20 protein-coding genes and 1 pseudogene are annotated in these 19,807 nt (G+C 69.8%); 20 read left to right on the top strand and 1 reads right to left on the bottom strand.

The window, feature by feature from the left end:
• Nucleotides 1-12: 12 nt before the first annotated feature.
• From ACO1BU_RS26140 to ACO1BU_RS26050, 19 genes are all read left to right on the top strand, one after another.
• The gene (locus ACO1BU_RS26140) at nucleotides 13-1,002 is read left to right on the top strand and encodes a DotH/IcmK family type IV secretion protein (protein WP_424138906.1); all 990 of its coding nucleotides are present in this window, start codon (nucleotides 13-15) and stop codon (nucleotides 1,000-1,002) included.
• Nucleotides 1,002-2,291 carry a DotG/IcmE/VirB10 family type IV secretion system protein gene (locus ACO1BU_RS26135; protein ID WP_424138905.1) on the top strand — a complete coding sequence of 430 codons (1,290 nt, stop codon included), beginning with the start codon at nucleotides 1,002-1,004 and terminating at the stop codon, nucleotides 2,289-2,291. The genes ACO1BU_RS26140 and ACO1BU_RS26135 overlap by 1 nt, the downstream gene beginning before the upstream one ends.
• 68 nt (nucleotides 2,292-2,359) lie before the next feature.
• Nucleotides 2,360-3,664, top strand: coding sequence for a hypothetical protein (locus ACO1BU_RS26130; protein ID WP_424138904.1), 1,305 nt, complete (start codon nucleotides 2,360-2,362; stop codon nucleotides 3,662-3,664).
• A 9-nt stretch (nucleotides 3,665-3,673) separates the two neighbouring features.
• A complete protein-coding gene (locus ACO1BU_RS26125; RefSeq protein ID WP_424138903.1) occupies nucleotides 3,674-4,207 on the top strand; it encodes a hypothetical protein in 534 nt (177 codons plus the stop codon).
• A gap of 154 nt (nucleotides 4,208-4,361) precedes the next feature.
• Nucleotides 4,362-4,805 (top strand): hypothetical protein, encoded by a 444-nt coding sequence (locus ACO1BU_RS26120; RefSeq protein WP_424138902.1) that lies wholly within the window; start codon nucleotides 4,362-4,364, stop codon nucleotides 4,803-4,805.
• Between the two features lie 6 nt (nucleotides 4,806-4,811).
• Nucleotides 4,812-5,438 carry a hypothetical protein gene (locus ACO1BU_RS26115; protein ID WP_424138901.1) on the top strand — a complete coding sequence of 209 codons (627 nt, stop codon included), beginning with the start codon at nucleotides 4,812-4,814 and terminating at the stop codon, nucleotides 5,436-5,438.
• Between the two features lie 11 nt (nucleotides 5,439-5,449).
• On the top strand, nucleotides 5,450-8,527 hold the full coding sequence (locus ACO1BU_RS26110; RefSeq protein ID WP_424138900.1) for an ATP-binding protein: 3,078 nt from the start codon (nucleotides 5,450-5,452) through the stop codon (nucleotides 8,525-8,527).
• Between the two features lie 20 nt (nucleotides 8,528-8,547).
• Nucleotides 8,548-9,186: a GDSL-type esterase/lipase family protein gene (locus ACO1BU_RS26105; RefSeq protein ID WP_424138899.1), complete on the top strand. Its 639-nt coding sequence runs from the start codon at nucleotides 8,548-8,550 to the stop codon at nucleotides 9,184-9,186.
• Between the two features lie 93 nt (nucleotides 9,187-9,279).
• A complete protein-coding gene (locus ACO1BU_RS26100) occupies nucleotides 9,280-9,936 on the top strand; it encodes a DotD/TraH family lipoprotein (RefSeq protein WP_424138898.1) in 657 nt (218 codons plus the stop codon).
• A complete protein-coding gene (locus ACO1BU_RS26095) occupies nucleotides 9,929-10,882 on the top strand; it encodes a type IV secretory system conjugative DNA transfer family protein (RefSeq protein WP_424138897.1) in 954 nt (317 codons plus the stop codon). The genes ACO1BU_RS26100 and ACO1BU_RS26095 overlap by 8 nt, the downstream gene beginning before the upstream one ends.
• Nucleotides 10,883-10,961: 79 nt before the next feature.
• Nucleotides 10,962-12,056 carry a type IV pilus twitching motility protein PilT gene (locus ACO1BU_RS26090; protein WP_424138896.1) on the top strand — a complete coding sequence of 365 codons (1,095 nt, stop codon included), beginning with the start codon at nucleotides 10,962-10,964 and terminating at the stop codon, nucleotides 12,054-12,056.
• Nucleotides 12,056-12,304, top strand: coding sequence for an IcmT/TraK family protein (gene icmT, locus ACO1BU_RS26085; protein WP_424138895.1), 249 nt, complete (start codon nucleotides 12,056-12,058; stop codon nucleotides 12,302-12,304). The genes ACO1BU_RS26090 and icmT overlap by 1 nt, the downstream gene beginning before the upstream one ends.
• Nucleotides 12,301-12,738, top strand: coding sequence for a hypothetical protein (locus ACO1BU_RS26080; protein ID WP_424138894.1), 438 nt, complete (start codon nucleotides 12,301-12,303; stop codon nucleotides 12,736-12,738). The genes icmT and ACO1BU_RS26080 overlap by 4 nt, the downstream gene beginning before the upstream one ends.
• Nucleotides 12,735-13,271: a lytic transglycosylase domain-containing protein gene (locus tag ACO1BU_RS26075; RefSeq protein ID WP_424138893.1), complete on the top strand. Its 537-nt coding sequence runs from the start codon at nucleotides 12,735-12,737 to the stop codon at nucleotides 13,269-13,271. The genes ACO1BU_RS26080 and ACO1BU_RS26075 overlap by 4 nt, the downstream gene beginning before the upstream one ends.
• A gap of 2 nt (nucleotides 13,272-13,273) precedes the next feature.
• On the top strand, nucleotides 13,274-14,458 hold the full coding sequence (locus tag ACO1BU_RS26070; protein ID WP_424138892.1) for a secretion/conjugation apparatus DotM-related subunit: 1,185 nt from the start codon (nucleotides 13,274-13,276) through the stop codon (nucleotides 14,456-14,458).
• Between the two features lie 70 nt (nucleotides 14,459-14,528).
• Nucleotides 14,529-15,020, top strand: coding sequence for a hypothetical protein (locus tag ACO1BU_RS26065; protein ID WP_424138891.1), 492 nt, complete (start codon nucleotides 14,529-14,531; stop codon nucleotides 15,018-15,020).
• A 3-nt stretch (nucleotides 15,021-15,023) separates the two neighbouring features.
• Entirely contained in the window at nucleotides 15,024-17,327 is a 2,304-nt protein-coding gene (locus tag ACO1BU_RS26060) for a type IV secretory system conjugative DNA transfer family protein (RefSeq protein WP_424138890.1), read from the top strand.
• A 14-nt stretch (nucleotides 17,328-17,341) separates the two neighbouring features.
• A complete protein-coding gene (locus ACO1BU_RS26055) occupies nucleotides 17,342-17,806 on the top strand; it encodes a hypothetical protein (protein ID WP_424138889.1) in 465 nt (154 codons plus the stop codon).
• A gap of 64 nt (nucleotides 17,807-17,870) precedes the next feature.
• Nucleotides 17,871-18,611, top strand: a complete 741-nt coding sequence (locus tag ACO1BU_RS26050; RefSeq protein ID WP_424138888.1) for a GntR family transcriptional regulator — start codon at nucleotides 17,871-17,873, stop codon at nucleotides 18,609-18,611.
• A gap of 236 nt (nucleotides 18,612-18,847) precedes the next feature.
• On the opposite strand, the pseudogene ACO1BU_RS26045 reads toward ACO1BU_RS26050, so the two are convergent.
• Nucleotides 18,848-19,210, bottom strand: a pseudogene (locus ACO1BU_RS26045) (transposase); the annotation flags it as partial.
• A gap of 152 nt (nucleotides 19,211-19,362) precedes the next feature.
• Here ACO1BU_RS26045 and ACO1BU_RS26040 point away from each other — a divergent pair.
• A partial coding sequence (locus ACO1BU_RS26040; protein ID WP_424138887.1) for an IS4/Tn5 family transposase DNA-binding protein occupies nucleotides 19,363-19,807 on the top strand: 445 nt, incomplete at its 3' end.

Below are 19,807 nucleotides of genomic sequence, written 5' to 3'. Positions count from 1 at the left end.
GGAGCTGCAGTCTTGCTCGCACGTCTTTCCAAGGCGGCTGCCGTTGCGGGCATCTGCCTTCCGGCTGTCTGCTTCGCACAAGCGCCGGGGCAAGCTCCGGCCGGAGCGCCAGCGGCCGCAACGCCCGACGACCAGAGTGCCAGCCGTCAGCGCATCCTCGATGACGCAATCCCGCTGACACCCGACATGATCCGCGAACTCGCGCGACGCTACGGCGAAACGCAACGGGCCCGCGAGGAAGGGGGCCTGCAGGTCGCCTCGCCCATCAGCCGTCCGCTCAACGTGACCTTTGCGCCGGGACAGGCGACCGCCATCATCCAGACGGTGCGTGGCTACCCGACCGCCGTGTCATTCTTCGACAGCACGGGGCAGCCCTGGCCCATCGCCTGGGACAGCAACAGCAACGCGGCCAGCGTTTCCACGGGCGGTAACGGCAACGGCGAGAGCTGCAACACGGCCCCAAGTGCGGCCGGACCCAATGGCCGTGCTGAGATCACGGGTTTCCAGGTCTGCGTGCCCGTGCGGGGCAGCAACACGATCCAGATCACGCCGATGTCGATCAGCCCGCGTGGTGGCCTGCTGGTGAACCTGCAGGGCGCGCCCAAGCCGATCGCCTTCATGCTGATGGCTGGCCGTGACCGCTACGACGCCGAGATCAGCGTCCATGTCGCTTCGCGCGGCCCGAACGCGCGGGTGCAGATCGACACCCGCCCGAATGCCCCCTTCACCGGCGCACCGTTCCTGACGGCGATGCTGTCCGGGGTTGCCCCAGCCGACGCGGTACCGCTCTCGGTGAGTGGCGTCTCGCCCGACGAGGCACGGGCGTGGCGGCTTGGCGACCACATCTACCTGCGCACCAGCTACACGCTGATGTCCCCGCCCTGGGATGGCTCGCAGAACGGCGAGGGCAACGTGACCATCTACGCGCTGCCGGTCACCCCGGTGGTGCTGCTGTCCGTCAACAACCGCACGGTCTCGGCCGAGCTGAGGGAGGAGCGCTGATGTCTGGCGCGTTGGGAAGGCTCCAGTTCGGCAGCGTGCTGGGCAGGATGCGCGTGTTCAACCGGGCCGGCTCAGCCGGTCCGCTGCGCCTGGCGCTGATCTCCGGCACCGCCGTCGTCGTGCTCGGCACCGTGGTCGGCGTGTCGTTTATGAAGCGCAGTGAGCCGCCGCAGTCACAGACAGCCCGCATGCCGAACGTCAACCCGCTCCCGGGCGGCCCTCACAGCAACCCGAACCAGGACCGTTTAGCCCTGCAGCATAACCAGCAGGAGGCGGACAAGGCCGCTCAGCAGGGCCAATCCTATACCCCGCCGTTGACGGCGAGCCGGCCGATCAGCCTCCAGGCGCCCGCGCCTGCACCTGTTGCGCTTCCGGCGGCCGCTCCAGCGGCCCCGGCTACGCCGCCGCCGAGCATCAGGATCGCTGAACCTCCGGCGCCGCGCCCTGTGCCTCCTGCGCCCCGGCCGATCCAGCAGGTGGCGCAGACCAACCAGCAGCCCTCGCGCGAGGATCAGATGTTCCGCGCGGCTGTGGCCGACGTCCTCAGCGGCTGGGGCGCTCGCCCGAGCCGCACGGACGTCGTCATCCCGCCGCCCCGCGCCCGGCAGGAGGGCGGGAATGCGGGTGGGGAGGGGGCAACCGGAGGCGGCAGGCTCGGGGCGAACGGCGGTGCCGAGGCACGGAGCACGGCCATCGCGCCGGCCTCGACCATGGCCCGCACCCTGCCGCAGCAGGTCCTGGTCCCGGCGGGGCGGGGCGTCTATGCCCATACCGTCGTCGCCGTGAACTCGGATTCCGGTGGCCCCATCGTGCTGCAGGCCGACAGCGGACCGATCGCGGGCGACCGGATCATCGGCAGCTTCGGCAAGGCCGGAGACGGGGACCTACTGGTCGTGCGCGTCCAAAGTCTCGTCCACAACGGGCAGGCCATCCCAGTGGATGGCATCGTCATCGCGCCCGACACGATGGAGACGGCGGTCGCGACGAGCGTCGATCAGCACTACCTCAGCCGCTTCATCCTGCCCGCCGCCGCCGCCTTCGTGCAGGGGCTCGGGCAGGCCATTGCCACCACCTCGAACACGCAGTCGGTCGTCAGCCCGTTCGGCGGCGCTGCTTACTCGACGCGCCTGAACCTGGACCAGCAGGTCGGCGTGGCCGCCGGCGTGGCTGGCGCGAGGGTCGGTGCCGCGCTCAACCAGGCGGCGCCCCGCGGCCCGACCATCCATCTCGCCGCCAATGCGGGCGTCGGGGTCATGTTCCTCAGCAACGTGGCCCTGCCGCAGCGCTAGCGAAAACACCGTCTCCGTTCGCACGGCGTCCGACGATCCTGTGAGACACCATCACCCGCAGGATCGTCATGGACACCCACATCGAGCAAACCCTGCCTCGTCCGTTCGTCCGGCCGGAAATGACCTTGCCGGGTGAGGAAGAGGATGTGCCGCCCACCCTGCGCGCCGAGCCGGCCGACCGGCTCGGTTCCGGGGCGGAGGAGAAGCCCGCCAATGGCGGAGAGGCTACAGAGGCGGGTGACACCCCGCCCGAGACGGAGAGTGTCGCCGCTGAGACGGCTCAGCCCGCCAAGCGGATGAGCAAACGGCGCAACGCCTTGATGACCGGTGCGGCGATCGCCGTGGTGCTCGTGGCGGCTGGCGGGATGTTCGTGATCTCGCCCTACGACCACCTCGCCTGGCTGGGTGGACAGGCTGGCCCTTCGGGGCCTCTCGCAAGCGGGCAGACCATCACCCTCCCGGCGCCGGTTGCGCCGGCCGCATCCCTCGCGCGGGCGCCGTCGCCGCAGCCGGTTGCCAACGCGCCCCGAACGCAGCCCGAGCCGCAGCCCAAGCCCGAGGCCCTGCAGGAGATCGTCGGCCTCCGCTCGGGCGATGGGCCAAGGCCGGCGCCGGCGGAAGAGGCCCATCCGCCGACGCCGGTCTCGCCCCCTGCAGCTGAGCCAGCATCTGCGCCGCCGCCCTCGCCGGCAGCGCCCGCCACCCCGGTGCAGGCGAGCCTTGCTGCGCCGCCGCCTGCTCAGGCGGCGCCACCGACACCCGCCGCCGCTCCGCGTGATCCGGTGCAGCGGGTGGTGGCCCTCCAGGCGTCCCCGATGAGCACGCCGCAGCAGGTAGAGGTTCTGAGCCTGGTAACCGAACTCGGCGTGCTCGTGCGCAACCAGCGCGCGGAGAACGCCCAGCTGCGAGCCGATGTCCAGCAGATGCGCGAGCGCCTCGACACCCAGCTTGGCGACTATGACCGGCGCCTTGCCCTCGCCGAAGCGCGTGGTGCGATCAATGCGGCCATGGGCGCTGGCGCCTCCCCGCCCGCGGCGCCGGCGCCCACACCTGCCACATCCCCCGTCACGCCGGTCTCGGTGACGGTGACGGCTCCCGCGCCCCACGCGGGCACCCCGGCCGCTCGGGGCACCCGTCCGGTCACCGGCGCTGCGCCTGCCCCCGCCCCGCAGGATGCGGCGCCAAAGCGCTACCGCGTCCAGGCTGCCTCGCCCGGCCTCGCCATGCTGGCCGAGGTGGATCGCACGGGGGATGCGGGCAACCTGCTGCAGGTCAGCGTGGGGGACGATGTGCCGGGCTATGGTCGTGTGAAGTCCATCGCGCAGCAGGGCACGGCCTGGGTGCTCACCGCCGAACGTGGCACGATCCGGTAGGGCGCCGCCATGCAGGGCCTCGCGAACTTCGCCGCCGCGGTCGGTCAGGTCTTCCAGATCCTGCTGCCGACCTTCTGCTACATCGCCGCGCTCTCGCTGTTCCTCTTCGCGGGCTGGGGCTTCTGGCGGCAATCCCAACCCGACAACCCGTTCCGCGGCAAACCGTGGATCCCGATGGTGTCGCTGCTGTTCTGCGGCGTCTTCGCCAGTTTCGACCGGTTCCTGACGCTGGCCAATCGCAGCGGCGGATCGAACGTCACGGTCAATCTGGTGGCCGGGTTGAGCAGCTACTCGGCACCGGGCACCGACAACATGCTCGGCAGTACGCCGGCCGATACCGTTATCAACGTGGTGCAGATCTTCCAGCTGTTCTTCCAGGCCTTCGGCGCGATGATGGCCTTCGCGGCCATGTACGCGCTCTGGGCAGTGATGCGTGGGACCAGCCGGCGCACACCGGGTGGGTGCTTCGTGCAGTTCGTGTTCTCGGTCATGCTGATCAACGTGCTGACCATCTCGCAATGGGTGGTCAGCTTCTTCACCTGACCCGCGGTCGCCACCGCGCGCAACCAGCAGCCCGGCTGGGAGCGGCCGGGCTGATTTCCTTTCGGGGCCTCGAATTTTCCAGGGCCCGTTCGCACGGCACCTGACGATCCTTGGACTTGAGAGGGATGCACTCTCTCGGTCAAAGGAGATCACCGTGAATCTTTCGGAGATGAATGCGACCGTGCCGGCGGTGATTGCCCGGCGTCAGCTGCGCCGTGGCCGTGCTCTCGCCATTGCCGGCACCGGCCTGCTCGGCTCGGCGGTCCTGTCCGCCAGCGCCTTCGCCCAGGCGGCCGGCAACGGCATCGGCGGCCAGATGCAGACCATGGCGACGGAAGCCTCCACCACCGGCGGCTTCGTCGCCTCGGCGCTGATGTATTGCGCCGCCCTGGTCTGCTTCATCGCCGGCGTCTGGGCGCTCTGGCAGTCCCGCCAGCCGCAGAACCGCGAGAGCGGACGCGTTGCCATGGGCCTCGCCGGCCTCGTGCTGTGCGGCCTGTTCGTCACGGGTGGCGCCTGGATCAACAAGGCGGCGCAGACCACCACCGGCACCGCCGCCACGGTGACCAGCACCGCCGGCGTGGTGAACTTCCAGTAGTCCGCCATGCGTCTCCTGCCGCTTCTCCTCTCGGCCCACCCCTCAGCCTGGACCGCTGACGCCGGCCTGGAGGAGCGGCAGGACCCTCTGGTCACGGGCTGCTGCCGGTTCTGCGGCTTCGATGCCGCAGGCCGGCAGGAGCCGTTTCATTGCAACGGCGACCACACCGACCAGTCCCCCGACAACATCGTCGCCGCCTGCCCCCTCTGCCACCTGAGCCAGCATCCCGACCGCCCGCAGATCGACGCCGAGGCGATCCTGATCTGGCTGCCAGAGATGTCGCAGCCCGGCCTGAACTGTCTGGTGCGCGGCATCCACTTCGTCCTGCACCGGCACGGCGAACCCGCCACGGCGCCCCGCACCCCCCGGGGTGCCGCGCCGGACCTGATCGCGGCTTTCCGCACCTTCCGCGCCCTGCGCGAGCGGTCCAGCCCGGCGCTGGACCGCCTCGGCACCACGTCCTTCGCCGATCTCGGTGCGGCCCTGCTGAACCTGCGTCCAGCCACTTATGCCAGGCGCGCGGAGTTCCTCGCGGGGCTGAGGCTCCTGCCGCTCGGGCAGCTCCTCCGGGAGGGGCGGGACGTCTATCCCGAGATGCTGACCGCCTGGGCCTCCCCGCAATCCAGCACCTGAAAGGGCCCGCCATGTTCGGCATCGACAAGCTGTTGGCCAGCGCCTCCCTGCTGCTGCGCCAGCCCCTGCCGTCCTTCTGCGAGGTGGAGACGACGCACGGCAATGCGCTCGTCACCAAGCAGTCGGACTACGTGACCTTCCTGCGCATCGACGGCCTGCGCCGCCAGCCGACGCGGGCCGAGATCGAGCGCATCGCGACCGCGCAGCGCATCGACCTCTCGGGCACGCTGGAGGAAAAGGGCCACGCGATCGTCGGCTTCTACATCTCCGATCCTGACCTCGCCGCCGTCGAGATCGAGCGCGTTCACATGGAGAGCTGCCGCGGCGTGGCCCGCGAGCTCGGCCTCGACCTGACGGACATCCTCGCCGAGCGCTCGGCCCGCTGGCCCAGGCTGATGCGCTGGGAAGCCGCCTACTACGTGCTCTGGACCCGCCGCGGCGTGCTGACCAAGGAGGAGCGCAAGCAGATGAAGGAGGAGGAGGACGCGCTCGCCCGCGAGTGCCCGCTCGTCGGCGAGAGCCAGCGCTACTATCTCCGCAGCGAGATCATGGCGGCCCGCCACGCGGCCTTCCTCGCCCGCGTCGAGGCCTCGCTGCGGGGCCACGATATCGCCACCACGGAGCTGACCGCGCACGAGGCCCTGAAGGTCATGCGCGAGACCATCTATCGCGAGACGGCCGGCTCGCCCTGGAAGGCGACGCTGCAGGGCGACCGGGTGATGGGGCGCCTTCCCGAGCAGCACGTCAGCAAGGTGAAGCCCGAGGGACTGCTCTGGCCCTCGATCCGCAGCCAGATCTTCCACGCCGATGCCGAGACCCAGGGCGGGCAGCAGGTCCGCATCGGCGAGTACGAGTATGCCCATGTCGATCTCAAGGTCGGTCCCGAGGACCCGCGCCCCTTCCTGGAGCTGGCCGCCCCGCTCGGCCGCGACCGCATCCCCTGGCGCGGCGCCTTCGTGATCGAGGGCGGCGGCAAGGTCTCCATGATGTTCAAGGAGATCGGCGCCAAGTTCTTCGGCATGTTCCCGCAGAATGCAGACCTGCGCCGCGCCTTCGAGGCGCTGGAGCAGGCCCGCGCGGACAACCACATCAGCGTCCGCCTGCGCGCCTCCTTCGCGACCTGGGCGCCGATCGACGAGACCCGCAAGCTCCGCCGTCGCGCCTCAACCCTCTCGCAGCGCCTCGAGGGCTGGGGCAACTGCAAGGCGACCTCGGTGGCCGGGGATCCGCTCGAGGGGGCGCTGAGCAGCGTGCCGGGCCTCGCCCTGGCCTCTACGGGGGTTCCGCATGCGGCCCTGCTGGGCGACGCCTTCGCCATGCTGCCCTGGGCCAAGACGGCTGTGCCGTGGCAGCGCGGCGCCGTCCTGTTCCGCAAGCCCGACGGTGCCATGGCGCCCTACGACCCGACCGGGGGCGCGATCCGGCCGCAGGTGCTCGATATCTTCGTGGCCCCGCCGCGTTCGGGCAAGTCGGTGCTGGCCAACACCATCAATCTCGGCCTCTGCCTCAGCACGGCGGTGATGGGGACGAATGGCGCCAAGCTGCCGCTGATCGGCAAGGCCGACATCGGCAACTCGGCCGAGGGCTTCGTTCGGCTGCTGCAGGAGGCGCTCGGCCCGGCCCGCCGGCAGGAGGCGATCTTCGTGACCATGCAGTTCGCGCCGGGCTTCGAGTTCAACGTCTTCGACCTGCAGCTGGGCTGCGAGTACCCGCTGCCGCTGGAACGCGCCTTCCTGCAGAATTTCCTTGAGCTAGCCACCCTGCCGCCGAACGAGACCAAGCCGTTCGAGGGCATGGGCCATCTGGTCCACCTCGTGATCGAGGAAGCCTACCGCCTCTGCACCGGCGTGCAGGGAGGCTCGCCCAAGCGCTATCGCGCGGGTGTCGAACCGGCGGTGGACGAGGCCCTGCGCCGGCACCGGATCGAGCTGCAGCACGAGGATCCCTGGTGGCGGGACGTGGTCAACGCGCTGATCGAGGTGGGTGAGTATCGTTGGGCCGAGGTGGCGCAGCGCCACGCCGTGCCGACCATCCAGGATCTCATCAGCGCGGTGCGGACCGAGCAGGTCCGCGACAGCTTCAACGGGCTCAAGATCGCGGCCACGCACGAGGAGCTGGGCCGAACCTTCGAGCGCTACATCTACGCCTTCATCCGGAACTACCCGACGCTGAGTGAGCCAACCAGGCTCGACTTCGGGCCGGCGCGGGTCATTGTCATCGACCTGGCGGCCGTGGCGCCGACCGGCTCTGCCGCGGCGGACCGGCAGACCGAGATGATGTACATGATGGCGCGGCACATCCTGGGCCGGAACTTCTTCCTCCACGTCGATCACCTGGCGCACGTCCCGGAGCCGATGCGGCCCTATCATCGCGTCCGGTTCCAGGAGGCGATGGAGACCATCAAGCGCCTCGACTTCGACGAGTGGCACCGCACCCAGAACAGCCCACAGGTCCAGGCACAGGCCGAGCGCGACATGCGCGAGGGGCCGAAGCATAACGTCCAGCTCGGCTTCGCGAGCCAGCGGCTGAGCGACATGGGGCAGGCGATCATCAGCCAGTCCACTGGACGCTTCATCCTGAAGGCGGGTGACGCCAAAGAAGCCGAGGAGATCATCAAGCGCTTCGATCTCGGCGAGGCCAGTGCCCACAACGTCCGGCACACCCTCAGCGGCCCCGGTCCGGGCGGTGCGCCGTTCGTGGCGCAGTTCGCCGTGGATGCGGACCGCTGGGAACAGATGCTCGTCAACAGCCTCGGGCCGGTGGAGTTGTGGGCGCTGAGCACCACCCCGGGAGACAGCGCGCTGCGCAACCGGCTCTACGCCCGGCTCGGCTTCAGCGAGGCGCTGCGGCGCTTGTCCAAGGTGTTCCCCTACGGCTCGGCTGAGAAGGAGATCGCGCAGCGCAAGGATGACCGGCTCAAGCGCGGCGAGAAGGAGGACGGCGCCGTGCTCGGGGTGCTGGACGAACTGGCCACCGAACTGACCAACGGCACCGGGCTCGGCATCATCCTGCGCGACGTCGACGTCCGGCGCGAGGCGGCCAACGACGCATCGGCTGAGGGTTCGCCGCATCTGATGGCGGCGGAGTGATGGAGACGATGCTTCCCCCGATGAGGGTCTGCTTCGTCGGCGACGACTACGTGTGTGGTGAAGGTGACGACGATTGCCGGGGCTGGGTGAGCCGGGCCTGCAGCGAGGCGAAGCGTCGCGGGAACGATTTGCGGCCCTACAACCTGGGGGTCTGCGGGAATACGTCCCGCGATATCGCACAGCGCTGGGAGAAGGAGGTCGTCGATCGGCTGGAACTCGGTGGCTTCCTGATCCTCTCCTTCGGCATGAACGACTGCCGTCTCGAGCGCGGAGAGCCCAATGTCTGCGAGGAGGAAGCTCTGCTCAACATCGACGAGATCGTGGGCAGGGCCGGAAGCCAATGGCCGATGCTGATGATCGGTCCGCCCTGCACAGGGGACGCCGCGCTGAACCTGCGCATCCAGAGCCTCTCCGAAAAGTTCCAGGCTTTCTGTGAGGGTCAGGAGCTTCCATTTCTCCCGCTGTTTGAGCGCACGTCTCGGAGCCGCCTGTACCAACACGACCTCGCGCAGGGTAACGGGCTCCACCCGAATCGCGCCGGTTATGGCGTGATCTATCAGGCCATCCGTGACTGGCAGTTCTGGCGCGAGTGGACGTCCTGTCGCGATCATCTCTGTCGGGGCGCCATAGGCTGGGCGGGGAATGACGCCGCGAACTGATCGAAGGATTTTCTCTGCGGGCTGTCAAATACCGCGTCCCGTTCGCACCGAACCTCCGCAGTCTTGGATCGAAGATCCAAAGGAGGCACCCCGATGCGATCCCAGCGCCTGCGCCTCGCGGGCACACTCACCGGCCTCGCCCTGCTGGCCGGCTGCGCCGGACAACACGTCACCACCGATATCGAGACCACGGGCATGGCCAACCCGGAGGTCGCGTTGCGGCGCTCGATGGATCTGGTGAACAGCCAGATGGCGGCCCTCGGCGGCCTGCGCGCCGTACAGCCGACACCCGCCATGGCCGCTCTGCCGGCCTCGGTCGCGCCCGTCGCCGTCCGGCCGGGGCAGGCCGTCGTTGAGGTACCGCCGGCGCCCGTGGCCTCGGCCAGCGCGGTCACGGTCTCGCCCGTGGTCGCCACCCCGCCGGGGATCGCGCCAGCCGGCTCGCCGCCGATCCAGGCCTTCCCCCCGCCTGTCCGGTCCGGCGCGGTCGTGCCGGAGGAGCTGCAGCGTCCCATCGGCTTCGCCTGGAACGGCCCGCTCGACGACGGCGTGCGCAAGGTCGCGGCCGAGCTGGGCTACCGGGTGGATGTGTTCGGCCCGACCAACATGCAGCCGCTGGCCGTCGCCTTGCCCAATACCGCCACCACGCTGATCGGCGCCTTCAAGACGCTGGGTGACCAGGCGGGCACCGCCGCCACGGTCCGCGTGGATACCATCAACCGCCGGGTCGAGGTGATCCACCATGTCTAAGCTGCAGCGCGTGCTCTGCGCGGCCACGGTGCTGGGCGGGCTGGGGCTTGCCCGGGCCCAGGCCGCCGATCCGGGCTATCTCGTGGATGGCGCCACGCCGCCCATGCCGAGCGTGGAGCAGTTCGACGCGGCCATCCCGGCGCTGGCCAACCCGCTGAACCAGCCGATCACGGGCGCCAGGGAAGCGCCGGGCATTGTTGGGGGTGACGCGCCGCCCTCGCTGGAGGCGCTGCAGGCCACCCGCCCCGGTGACGAGCCGGGAGACGGGCTGGAGCAGGGCCGGGCCGAGGTGCTGCGCCAGTCGGGCCTGACCTACGGGGCTCAGGGCGGGCTCGCCGCCCGCTCCTTCGCCATCAACGAGATGCTGCGGCGCTACGAGGCCGAGCTGACCACCACCTACGACTTCCGCGCCCTGGTGCTGCCGGTGGGCAACGGCCAGACGCTGATGCGGCCGCCCATCGTCTCCGAGGCGCAGATGGCCTTCGCCCTGGGCGAGAACGGCCAGGTCGCGCGCGAGACCTCCTGCATCTTCGAGATCACCCGCGAGGCGCAGCTGACCTCCGCCCCGCCGGACTGGCGCACCTACCTCGTGCGCTCCTGGGGCAAGCCGCGCCGGCCCGCCGATGCCGGCCTGCCGCGCACCCGCAAGGAGGTGGAATACTGGAATCGCAACGTCGCCGAGGGCTGGGCCCAGGGCGAGAAGCAGGCCGTTGAGATCTTTCTGTCCGACCTCGGCCGCCTGCAGCGCGACATCATCGGCATGGCCCGCTACCGCGTCCTGCTCCGGGCCGGGCTGGTCGAGGAGCCACACATCTCCTTTGCCAGTGCCGCGACCGAGGGTGGCCGCGCCCGCCTGAACATCGGCGACCGCACGATCCGCATCACCGATCAGCCCGGCCTGCAGGCGAACCGCCGCCGCTGGAAGCCCGGCGCCGGCTGCCACTGAGCCGCAGCGGGGAGGACGTCGCATGAACGCCATATCGCCGCTGACCGGCCGGCCCTGGCCCGACGAGGGCCTCCGCTGGGTGACCGAGCCGCGCCGGCACGCGCCGGGGCTGGATTCTCTTCTCGCATGGGCGAGCAGGGAGGGGGCATCGCGGATCAGCTTCCACACCGGCAAGCCGGTCTGGCTGCGCATCCACGGCCGCAACTATGCCGCGACCCAGCACGCGCTCGATCATGCCGAGATCGCGGCCATCACCAATCACCTCTATGGGGCGGACGGCACCGCCCGGCTGCAGGGCGGGCAGGACTTCGATGTTGCCTACGAGATCCACATCAGCCGCTCGCAGCGCCTGCGCTACCGGCTGAACGCGACCTCGACACAGGTCAGTCGGGGATCGGGCGCCAACATCGTGCTGCGCCCCATCCCCGACCTGCCGCCGCCGCTCGAGGACCAGCTGGTCGAGCGGATGATCCTCGACAGCTGCCGTCCGGCCAGCGGCATGGTGATCGTCAGCGGCGCGACCGGCTCGGGCAAGTCCACGCTGATCGGCGGCATCACCGTCGCCAAGCTGATGGACCCGGAAGGCAACTACAACATCCTCGAGGCGGCGGCCCCGGTCGAGTTCCTGCTCGACCGGCTCAAGGGACCGTCCTCGACCATCGACCAGTGCGAGATCCCGCGCGATCTGCCGAGCTTCGAGGCGTTCATCCGCGGCACGACCCGGCGCGAGCCGACCGACATCATCGTCGGTGAGTGCCGCGACACCGCGACCATGAGCGCCGCGCTGAATGCCGCCATGCTCGGCGCGACGCTGACCACCACCATCCACGCCGACACGGTGCCGCTCACCATCCAGCGCATCGCGGCGCTCTGCGGAAACGAGGAGCGGGAGAACCTGCTGAGCTCGGCGGCGCAGTCGCTCCGGCTCATCGTCAATCAGCGCCTGGCCTTCTCGACCGATGGCAAGCGCACCGCGCTGCGTGAGATCCTCGTCTGCGACGAGGAGCTGCGCGCGCAGCTGATGCGGACCGACGCGACGGACTGGCCGGACCTGACCAAGCGCGCGGTGCAGGAGCGGGGTCAGTCCTACGAGGTCGCGATCAGGAAGGCCTTGGCCGAGGGCCGGATCACCGAGGCGACCGCGGCGCGCGAGATGAAGAGGACCAAGGGCTGATGTGGCGCTACACCTCCCTCCCCGTGCGGGTCGCGATCCTCGATGCCCGCGCCTGCATTCCGATGCTGGTCTACGTGGTCTACTGGTCCTGGACCACGGCCTACATCGCGATCGCCGGCACACTGTTCTTCACGGTCATCAGCTGGTTCGGCCTGACCCTGCCCGCCGTGTTCCGGGTGGTGCGCCGCTGGCTGGTCGGCAAGGTTCGGCCGGCCGTGCCGGCCTGGCAGCGCCGGAGGCTGGCATGACCGGCCCCGTCGACCTCGCGGTGGTCAGCCGCACGATGGAGAACCTGATCCGGCAGGACGGCAAGCTCGTGGTGCTGCAGGACCGCGCCACAGGGCAGGCCCTCACCCTCTCGCCCGAGACGGGCGGTAGCCCGGACGGGCTGCTGCCGGTGTTCCTCGCTGCTGGTGAGGCGGTGTGGCGGGAGGCGACCGGGAAAGGGTTCGCGCTGGACGTCGCGCAGGACCCCAAGGCGCTGCTCGGCTACCGGGTGCGCGGCATCGGCAACGGCCCGTTCTCGGCGGTGATGCTCTCGGTGATGGAAGCGACCGCCCAGGTCGCCCGGCCCGACATGCTGCTGGTCAATGATCTCGATGCGGTGTGGCAGGCTGCGAGCCAACGCTTTCGTCGCACTGCTGCGGCCGGGAGCCGCCCTTCGGCGGGAGCCGCGCCGTGAGACTCGCCGCCAGCCTGCTGACCCTCGCCCTGTCCGCGAGCCCCGCCCTCGCGCGTGACCAAAATCCAAGCCCGCCGTCCGATGCCAGCGTCAGCATGGTCACGAGCTGCCTCAGTGCCGCCGCGGCGGCCCACCGCCTGCCACCGGGGGTGCTGGTCGTCCTGCTCAACGTCGAGGGCGGGCGCCTGGGCCGGGTCAGCCAGAACACCAACGACACTGTGGATATCGGCCCGATGCAGATCAACCAGATCTGGATTCCGGCCGTCGCCCGGCACTGGCGGGCGAGCCAGGCCGCGACACGAGACGCGCTGCTCAACAACTTCTGCGCCAATGTCGAGGCAGGCGCCTGGATCCTGCGCACCGCGATCGACGAGGCGCATGGCGACTTCTGGGAGGGCGTCGGCCTGTACCACTCGCACTCCACCCAACACAAAACGACCTACCTGCGCCTTGTGCTCAGGCAAGCTCTACGCCTGCAGGGTGCGGCGGCGCGAAGCACTGCGCCGCGGCAGTTCATCGCAGAAGGAGGCTGACGGTGGTCCACTCCTCCGGCCAGCAACGCGCTGCCTGGGCGTCGAATGATGACTATCTGGCCATCAGCCTCGCGATCATCCTGATCGGGCTCGGCTTCGGCGCCTACGAACTCTGGACCAACTACCACGCCGAGATCACCTGGGGCGTGTTCCAGCTGCAGCACTGGAAGATGCAGTTCATCGCGCACTTCACGGGCGAGTACGCCGAGCAGGACGCGCGCATGCTGGCCGCCCACCCCGAGCGGGTGGATATCTGGCAGCTGCTGCAGCTCCTGGCCTATGTCGGGCGGTTCTTCCGCGTCCCGGCGGCCTTGCTGATGCTGGCGCTGGCCGTGCTCTGCTACCTCCGGGCCGCGCCCTCGCGCTATTGTCGGCAGTTCGACCTCGCCGGCCTGCGGCAGGAGCAGGCAAGGTTCTTCCGGTCGGCCGGGGCGATGCTCGGGCGCATGTTGCACCTGACCAGAATCGGCAAAGGCGACCCGCTGCCGGCCGATCCGGCGCTCCGGGCCGATGAGTGGATCGCCCGCTACGCGGCGCGTCGGGATGGCACACTGGACGAACTGAAAGCCAGGCGGGCGCTGACGCGCCAGCTCGGCCCGGCATGGCAAGGGCTGGACAAGGCCGCCCCGCATGTCCGGGTGCTGTTCGCCGCCTTTGCCCTGCACCTCGTCCAGCACCGGGAAGAAGCCTTCGATCTGCTGGGCGACATGGCCGAGGTGCTGCCGCGCGACCCGAAGGATGGGGCAGCCGGGCCCGCCAAGCCGCTCACCCTTCCGGCTGCCCTCGTCGGCGAGGCCGATCGGGTGTTGCGGGACGCCACGGTGCGCAAGCCGGCGCTCCGGATCGCCGACGGGCACGCCTACACCACGACGGCGCTCATGTCGGTGCTGAACGAGGCCCGGCGGCGCTCGGGCGTCCTCCCGCCCGCCTCCTTCAACGGCCTCAAGCTGGTGGACCGGCCGCTCTGGTACGCGCTGCATTCGCTCGGCTTCCCGGGCGACGGACCGGGCCAGAACACGCACCCGAACCCGCGCATCGAGGCCCTTGGTGCGCGCGACCATTGGGCGGCGGAGCGCGCCGCCCGCCAGCCGGTCGCCATGCCGATGCTGGATCAGGCTCTTGCTGCCGTTCGCACGGCGCACCGGCAGCATGAAGAGGCGCAGCGAGCCGACGCGCTCAGCCTTTGATCTGGCGAAAACGCCTGCGCCCGTTCGCACGGTGCCGCTTCACCCTGAAGGGGCACACGCAGGAGGCACCATGAACCCGTCCCATCTCAGCCTGGTCGTCGGCGGCAGCGCCGCCCCGGCTCCCGACCAGCCCGATACCACGACGCCGCTGCCCGGAGCGGGCACGCTGCACCTTCACCTTCATGTCGGCAGTGAAGCGAGGGCTTCCGGGGAGAAGGGCCAGCCCCTCAGTCGCTGGACCGGCCTCCTCGCGGGCATGGCCCTGGTCGCGGCTTTCGGTGGCGGCTACCAGCTCGGCCATCGCCCGGCGCGGGATGACGTGTCCAACCTGCGCCCGCCGGCCCTGGCCGGGTTCACGCCGCCGGTCGAGGCGGTGATGCCGAGCACTGCTGGCGGGCTGCCGGCGATCCAGCGCGAGTTGGCCCTGCCGCCCCGGATCATCCCGCCGCAGGGCGCCGCACCCCAGCCGGCGGTCGCTCCGCCGGCCGCCGCTCCGAGCGCGCCCAGCACTCCCGCTGCCGCTGCCACCCCGAGCCGCAACGCCTTCGGGCTCGAGAACTGAACCATGATCCAGCGTGAGATCCTCGGGCCGCAGGAGCGGTTCGAACGATCCGGCACCCAGGGGCTGCGCGATGTCCGGCCCTTCACGACCCGCCTCGCGGAGGGGCTGCGCAGCTCGGCCTCGGCCCTGGTACTGGCCGGCATGGCGGGAGCGACGTTCTTCTACCCGGCCTGCCTCGATCTGACCCTGCCGGCCTCGCTGCTCTACGCGGCCTGGGTGCTGACCCGGCGCGCCACCCTGCCGATTCGGCTGCCCCGCAGCGCCGGCGTCCTCGACTACAACTCCCCGGACCCCGGCACCCGCCGCGCCCGGATGGCCGCCGGCTCCATCTTCCTCGGCTGGGACCAAGGCACCGGCCAGGAACTCTGGATCGCCAACGAGGACGGCCGCCAGCACGGCACCATCCCCGGCACCACGGGTGCGGGCAAGACCACGGCCATCCTCAGCCTGCTCAGCAATTCACTCACCCACGGCAGCGGCTTCGTGCTGGTGGACGGCAAGGCCGACAACAAGCTCTACGGCGAGATCTACGCCCTGGCCCGCTCCTTCGGCCGCGAGGACGACGTGCTCGCGCTCAACTTTCTGACCGCGAGCGGGATCAAGGAGAGCAACACCTTTAACCCGTTCGCGACCGGCAACGCCGACGCGATCCGCGAGCTGCTGGCGAGCCAGCTCGGCGAGCAGCAGGCCAATGACAGCAACGGGGTGTTCCGCGCCCGTGCCATTGCGCTGATTGGCACCATGGCCCCGGTCCTTGTCTGGATGCGCGACCACAAGGGCGTGCCGATCAACATCGAGACCATCCGCTTCGCGCTGGAGCTGCGCGGTATCTGGATGTTGGCGACGCAGCGCATCTTCTGCTCGCGCAACGCCGAGACAGGCGAGGTGATCGAGATCCCCGCGCCCGACTTGCCGGAGGACATCATCTACCCGGCGAGCGCCTATCTCGGCGAACTGCCGGGCTACGACACCTCCGTTCCCTATAACGAGCAGAAGGGCGACGAGCCGAGCAAGCAGCACGGCTTCGCGCTGTTCTACTTCACCGCGACCTTTACCCAGCTCGCGGTGTCGCTCGGGCACATCTTCAAGGTGCTGAGCGGTGACATCGACATGCGCGACGTGGTGCTCAACCGCCGCATCCTGGTCGTGAACCTGCCGGCGCTGGAGAACTCCGACGACACCCTGGCCGCTCTCGGCAAGATCGTCGTGGCCTCGCTGCGCGGCATGCTGGCGCAGCTGCTCGGCGCCAAGCTCTCGGGCGATTCGAGTGAGATCTTCTCTCTCAGGCCCGGCATGGGCGAAGGGCCGTTCCACGTCGCTTTCGACGAGCTGGCCTACTACGCGACCAACGGCATGGATCGCATGCTGGCCATGGGGCGCGGGCTGAACATCATGTTCTGGCTCGGCTTCCAGGAGCTGTCCGGCATCTGGGCACGGCTAGGCGAGAAGACGGCCTCGCTGCTCGGCAACGCCAACCTGACCATCGCCATGCGCCAGCAGGACGCGCAGCGCACCCGCGAGTGGATCGAGAAAACCGCCGGCCAGACCTACGTGACGCAGGCCACCTCCTTCCAGGGGGGCAGCGACGGCGTGTACCGCGAGGCGCAGCACGCCGAGATGCGCCAGGTCGGCCGCGTCGAGTGGAACGACCTGCAGCGCCTGCTTGAGGGCGAGGCGATCGTCCTGTTCGGAGGACGGCGCATCTACGCCAAGTTGTTCCACGCCAAGGTGGACAGCAACGGGCCGATCCGCCTCAACGTGCCCCTGATGCTCGCGGCCCCGGCGGTTGAGACGGTGCGGAGCCGCCGGGATGGCATCGCCGCGCTCTCCGAGCTGATCGAGACCGGCGAACTGGCCCGCGGCAGGTCGGCCGAACTGCCGCCGGTCCTCCGGGCGGTGGTCGACGGCTTCAAGGCCTCGGACGCCCCCGACGTTCCGGGCCGGGTCGCAGCGGCGATCGCGGCCGTGGAGGCCGTTCCGCCCGATCCCCGGCCGGACGGCACCCGTGCCGAGCCGCCGGAGGGCGACTTCCGCCAGATGCTGGGCGAGGCCGCCGAAGGACCGGGCGACGGCGACACGGGACAGGGGCTTCCGGGAGGAGACGTGGATCCGGAGGCGATTCCCCTGCTGACCGAGATCGAGCGCCATGGCGGCGCAACCGGCGCCGCCGCACGCCGCAACAGCCTCGTCGCGATCGGCGCCGGGCAGGAGGCGCAAAGCGCCGTCCCGCCCGGCCCCCACCCAGCCATGACCGCAGCCGAGCTGCGCGTCCGCATCGACCAGATCATCGAGCGGATCGCGGCCTGACCATGGAGACGAACATGGACAGCGCCACCAAGACCGTAACTCCGACCCGCGCCCAGCCGGTCCGTGACCAGATCCTGGCCTACCTGACCGAGCCCCGCCACGCCTATGAGATCGCGGCCCATACCAGCCGGCGGACCGCCACCATCACCGGCCACATGCGGGCGATGCTCCGCCTCGGGCTGGTGGAGCGGATCGCCTATGGTGTCTACGCCAAGGCGGGCACCCTGCGCGGCCCGGCGCCAGCCGAGGCGCTGGTCCGCCCCCACCCGATCCGGGATGAGATCTTCCGCTTCCTGACGGAGCCGCGACACGTCCGCGACATCGCCGCCCACCTCGACCGTTGCCAGGGCAAGGTCACACCCCAGCTCAGGGCCATGATCGAGGGCGGCCTGGTGCGTTGCATCGCACCGCATGTCTTCGCGCGGGTGGACCAGGGCGCTGGGCAGGGCCACAGCCGCAGGTTCGTTGCGGCTGACTGATGAGCCGGCCTATTCTCGCCGCCCTGGCTGGGCGGGTTCAGCCTGGCAGAAGGACCGATAAGTCGTGCCCAGTTACAAGGAGGGGGTGACTGCACCGGTCCAGCGGCTCCGGGGCGGTGAAGGCCAGAGCCTTGTTCACCAGGCCTGTGAAGCTATCCTCCACGCCATCGCGCGTGGCGTCTTCCTGCCGGGCGACCGGATGGTGGAGGCCCACATCGCCGACGACCTTGGCTTCAGCCGTGTCCCGGTGCGGGAGGCCCTGCGGGGGCTGGAACATCGCGGGCTCCTGCATTCTCCGGACAAGGGCTTGCGGCTGATCGTGCCGACGCAGCGCGATGTGGAGGAACTGGTCGAGCTGCGGCGCATGATGGAGATCGCTGCTCTCCGACACGCCATGGCTCGGAAGGGCGGTCCCGATCGCTGGAGCGCTCTGCGTGCCGCGGTGAAGGAAGGCGGGGCCGCTTCGGCCGCCAGGGACGCCACTCGGACGATCGTCGCGGATCTGCTGTTCCACGAGGCCTTGTGGCGGGAGGCTGACCATAATCTCCTGCTGAGCAACCTGATCCAGCTCTCGCAACGTCAGCTGGTGATGTGTACTGCCGTGCGCGAACAGACCGACTTTGATGCGGGTCAGGGCGATCACGAGAGCATCCTCGCGGCGATCGAGGCCGACGATCTGGACGAAGCGGAGCGACGCCTGACCGCGCATATCGGTTGGCTTGCCCAGCAGGACTTCAAGGCCGCGCTCGACGGCGCTCGGGAGGCGCGAAGGCTCGCATCACTGCGGGCCAAGTGGCGGTCGTAGCTAATACCGACCGCCCCGGTCGATAGCCGCACAGGGTGGAGGCTGTGTGAAAACGTTGGCACGGCGGATTCACGTGGTCGTCGCAACACCGTGGCGGGGGGGTGTTGCGATGGCAGGTCGTCGGCGTTCGGATCGGGCTTTGCGGGACAAGCTGAGGTCGCCGGGCAGGCCTCCTGTGGCGCGGCAAGAGCATCGGCGCCGGTTCTGGGCGTTGGTTGCCGAAGGGCTCTCAAGCGAGCCCGGACCAGGTCATCGACCGAGCGCGTGGAAATGCCGTGGACGTAGGCCTCCTGGATCACCGCCGTCAGCGCCTTCTCCGCCGTCCGCCGGGGTTCGAGGAAGGCCGGGAAGTAGCTCCCCCGCCGGAGCTTGGGGATCCGGAGCTCGACGGTGCCCGCCCGGGTCTGCCAGTCCCGCTCGCGATACCCGTTCCGCTGCACCAGCCGGTCCGGGGAGCGCTCCCCGTGGGCGGCTCCTGTTACCTCGCCCACCTCCAGCTCCATCAGCCGCTGGGCGGCAAAGCCAATCATTTCGCGCAGGAAGGTCGCGTCCGAGCCTTTCTCCAGCAGCTCGCGAAGGGCAATCTTGTCATCGGTCATCGTGGCGGTCCGAGGTTCGGGTTGTAGGTCTCGACAACCGTAAGCGTCAGCCCTCACTTTCAATTACCCACATCTCTTGGTGTGTCTTGCGTTGAGAGGAGCGGTCATGATTCCTTGTCGTGCAGCGCGTCTGTCGTGGCGAGGTTTGGGTCATGTCACGTGTTTCGGGCTCGGCCGGACCTGAGGGCTCATCCTGGATCGAGCACGAGCTCCCGCGTGATGGCATGGGCGACCGGCGCCTTGTGGACCGATTGAGGCGGCTCCTGCAGCAGCTCGGCGGCGCCATCGGCCAGCCTCTGCCGCTTGCCTGCCAGGACTGGGCGGGCACGAAGGCGGCCTACCGCTTCTTCTCGAACGAGCGCTTCGGCGAGGATGCGATCCTCTCGGGCCATTTCGCGGCCACAGCCGCCCGCTGTGCGGCGGCCAAGGGGCCGCTTCTCGTCGTCCAGGACACGACCGAGTTCAGCTACAAATGGGCCAAGCCGGACACGTTCGGCGCGATCGGCCGCGCCCCCACGGGCCGCGACCGGAACGGCAAGCTGCGGATGCATACCCAGTGCGGCCTGCTGATGCACTCCAGCCTCGTCGTCACGCCCG

The sequence above is a fragment of the Roseomonas chloroacetimidivorans genome, assembly GCF_049629625.1.
GTDB classification, from domain to species: Bacteria; Pseudomonadota; Alphaproteobacteria; order Acetobacterales; family Acetobacteraceae; genus Roseomonas; species Roseomonas chloroacetimidivorans.
Note: the sequence above shows the minus strand (reverse complement) of the source record. Positions and strands in the feature narration are given on the sequence as shown.

Bases quoted from the DNA above. Each gene is read 5' to 3' on its own strand.
- ACO1BU_RS26135 (WP_424138905.1), top strand. From the start codon at position 1,002: ATGTCTGGCGCGTTGGGAAGGCTCCAGTTCGGCAGCGTGCTGGGCAGG.
- ACO1BU_RS26130 (WP_424138904.1), top strand. From the start codon at position 2,360: ATGGACACCCACATCGAGCAAACCCTGCCTCGTCCGTTCGTCCGGCCG.
- ACO1BU_RS26125 (WP_424138903.1), top strand. From the start codon at position 3,674: ATGCAGGGCCTCGCGAACTTCGCCGCCGCGGTCGGTCAGGTCTTCCAG.
- ACO1BU_RS26115 (WP_424138901.1), top strand. From the start codon at position 4,812: ATGCGTCTCCTGCCGCTTCTCCTCTCGGCCCACCCCTCAGCCTGGACC.
- ACO1BU_RS26110 (WP_424138900.1), top strand. From the start codon at position 5,450: ATGTTCGGCATCGACAAGCTGTTGGCCAGCGCCTCCCTGCTGCTGCGC.
- ACO1BU_RS26105 (WP_424138899.1), top strand. From the start codon at position 8,548: ATGAGGGTCTGCTTCGTCGGCGACGACTACGTGTGTGGTGAAGGTGAC.
- ACO1BU_RS26100 (WP_424138898.1), top strand. From the start codon at position 9,280: ATGCGATCCCAGCGCCTGCGCCTCGCGGGCACACTCACCGGCCTCGCC.
- ACO1BU_RS26095 (WP_424138897.1), top strand. From the start codon at position 9,929: ATGTCTAAGCTGCAGCGCGTGCTCTGCGCGGCCACGGTGCTGGGCGGG.
- icmT (WP_424138895.1), top strand. From the start codon at position 12,056: ATGTGGCGCTACACCTCCCTCCCCGTGCGGGTCGCGATCCTCGATGCC.
- ACO1BU_RS26080 (WP_424138894.1), top strand. From the start codon at position 12,301: ATGACCGGCCCCGTCGACCTCGCGGTGGTCAGCCGCACGATGGAGAAC.
- ACO1BU_RS26065 (WP_424138891.1), top strand. From the start codon at position 14,529: ATGAACCCGTCCCATCTCAGCCTGGTCGTCGGCGGCAGCGCCGCCCCG.
- ACO1BU_RS26060 (WP_424138890.1), top strand. From the start codon at position 15,024: ATGATCCAGCGTGAGATCCTCGGGCCGCAGGAGCGGTTCGAACGATCC.
- ACO1BU_RS26055 (WP_424138889.1), top strand. From the start codon at position 17,342: ATGGACAGCGCCACCAAGACCGTAACTCCGACCCGCGCCCAGCCGGTC.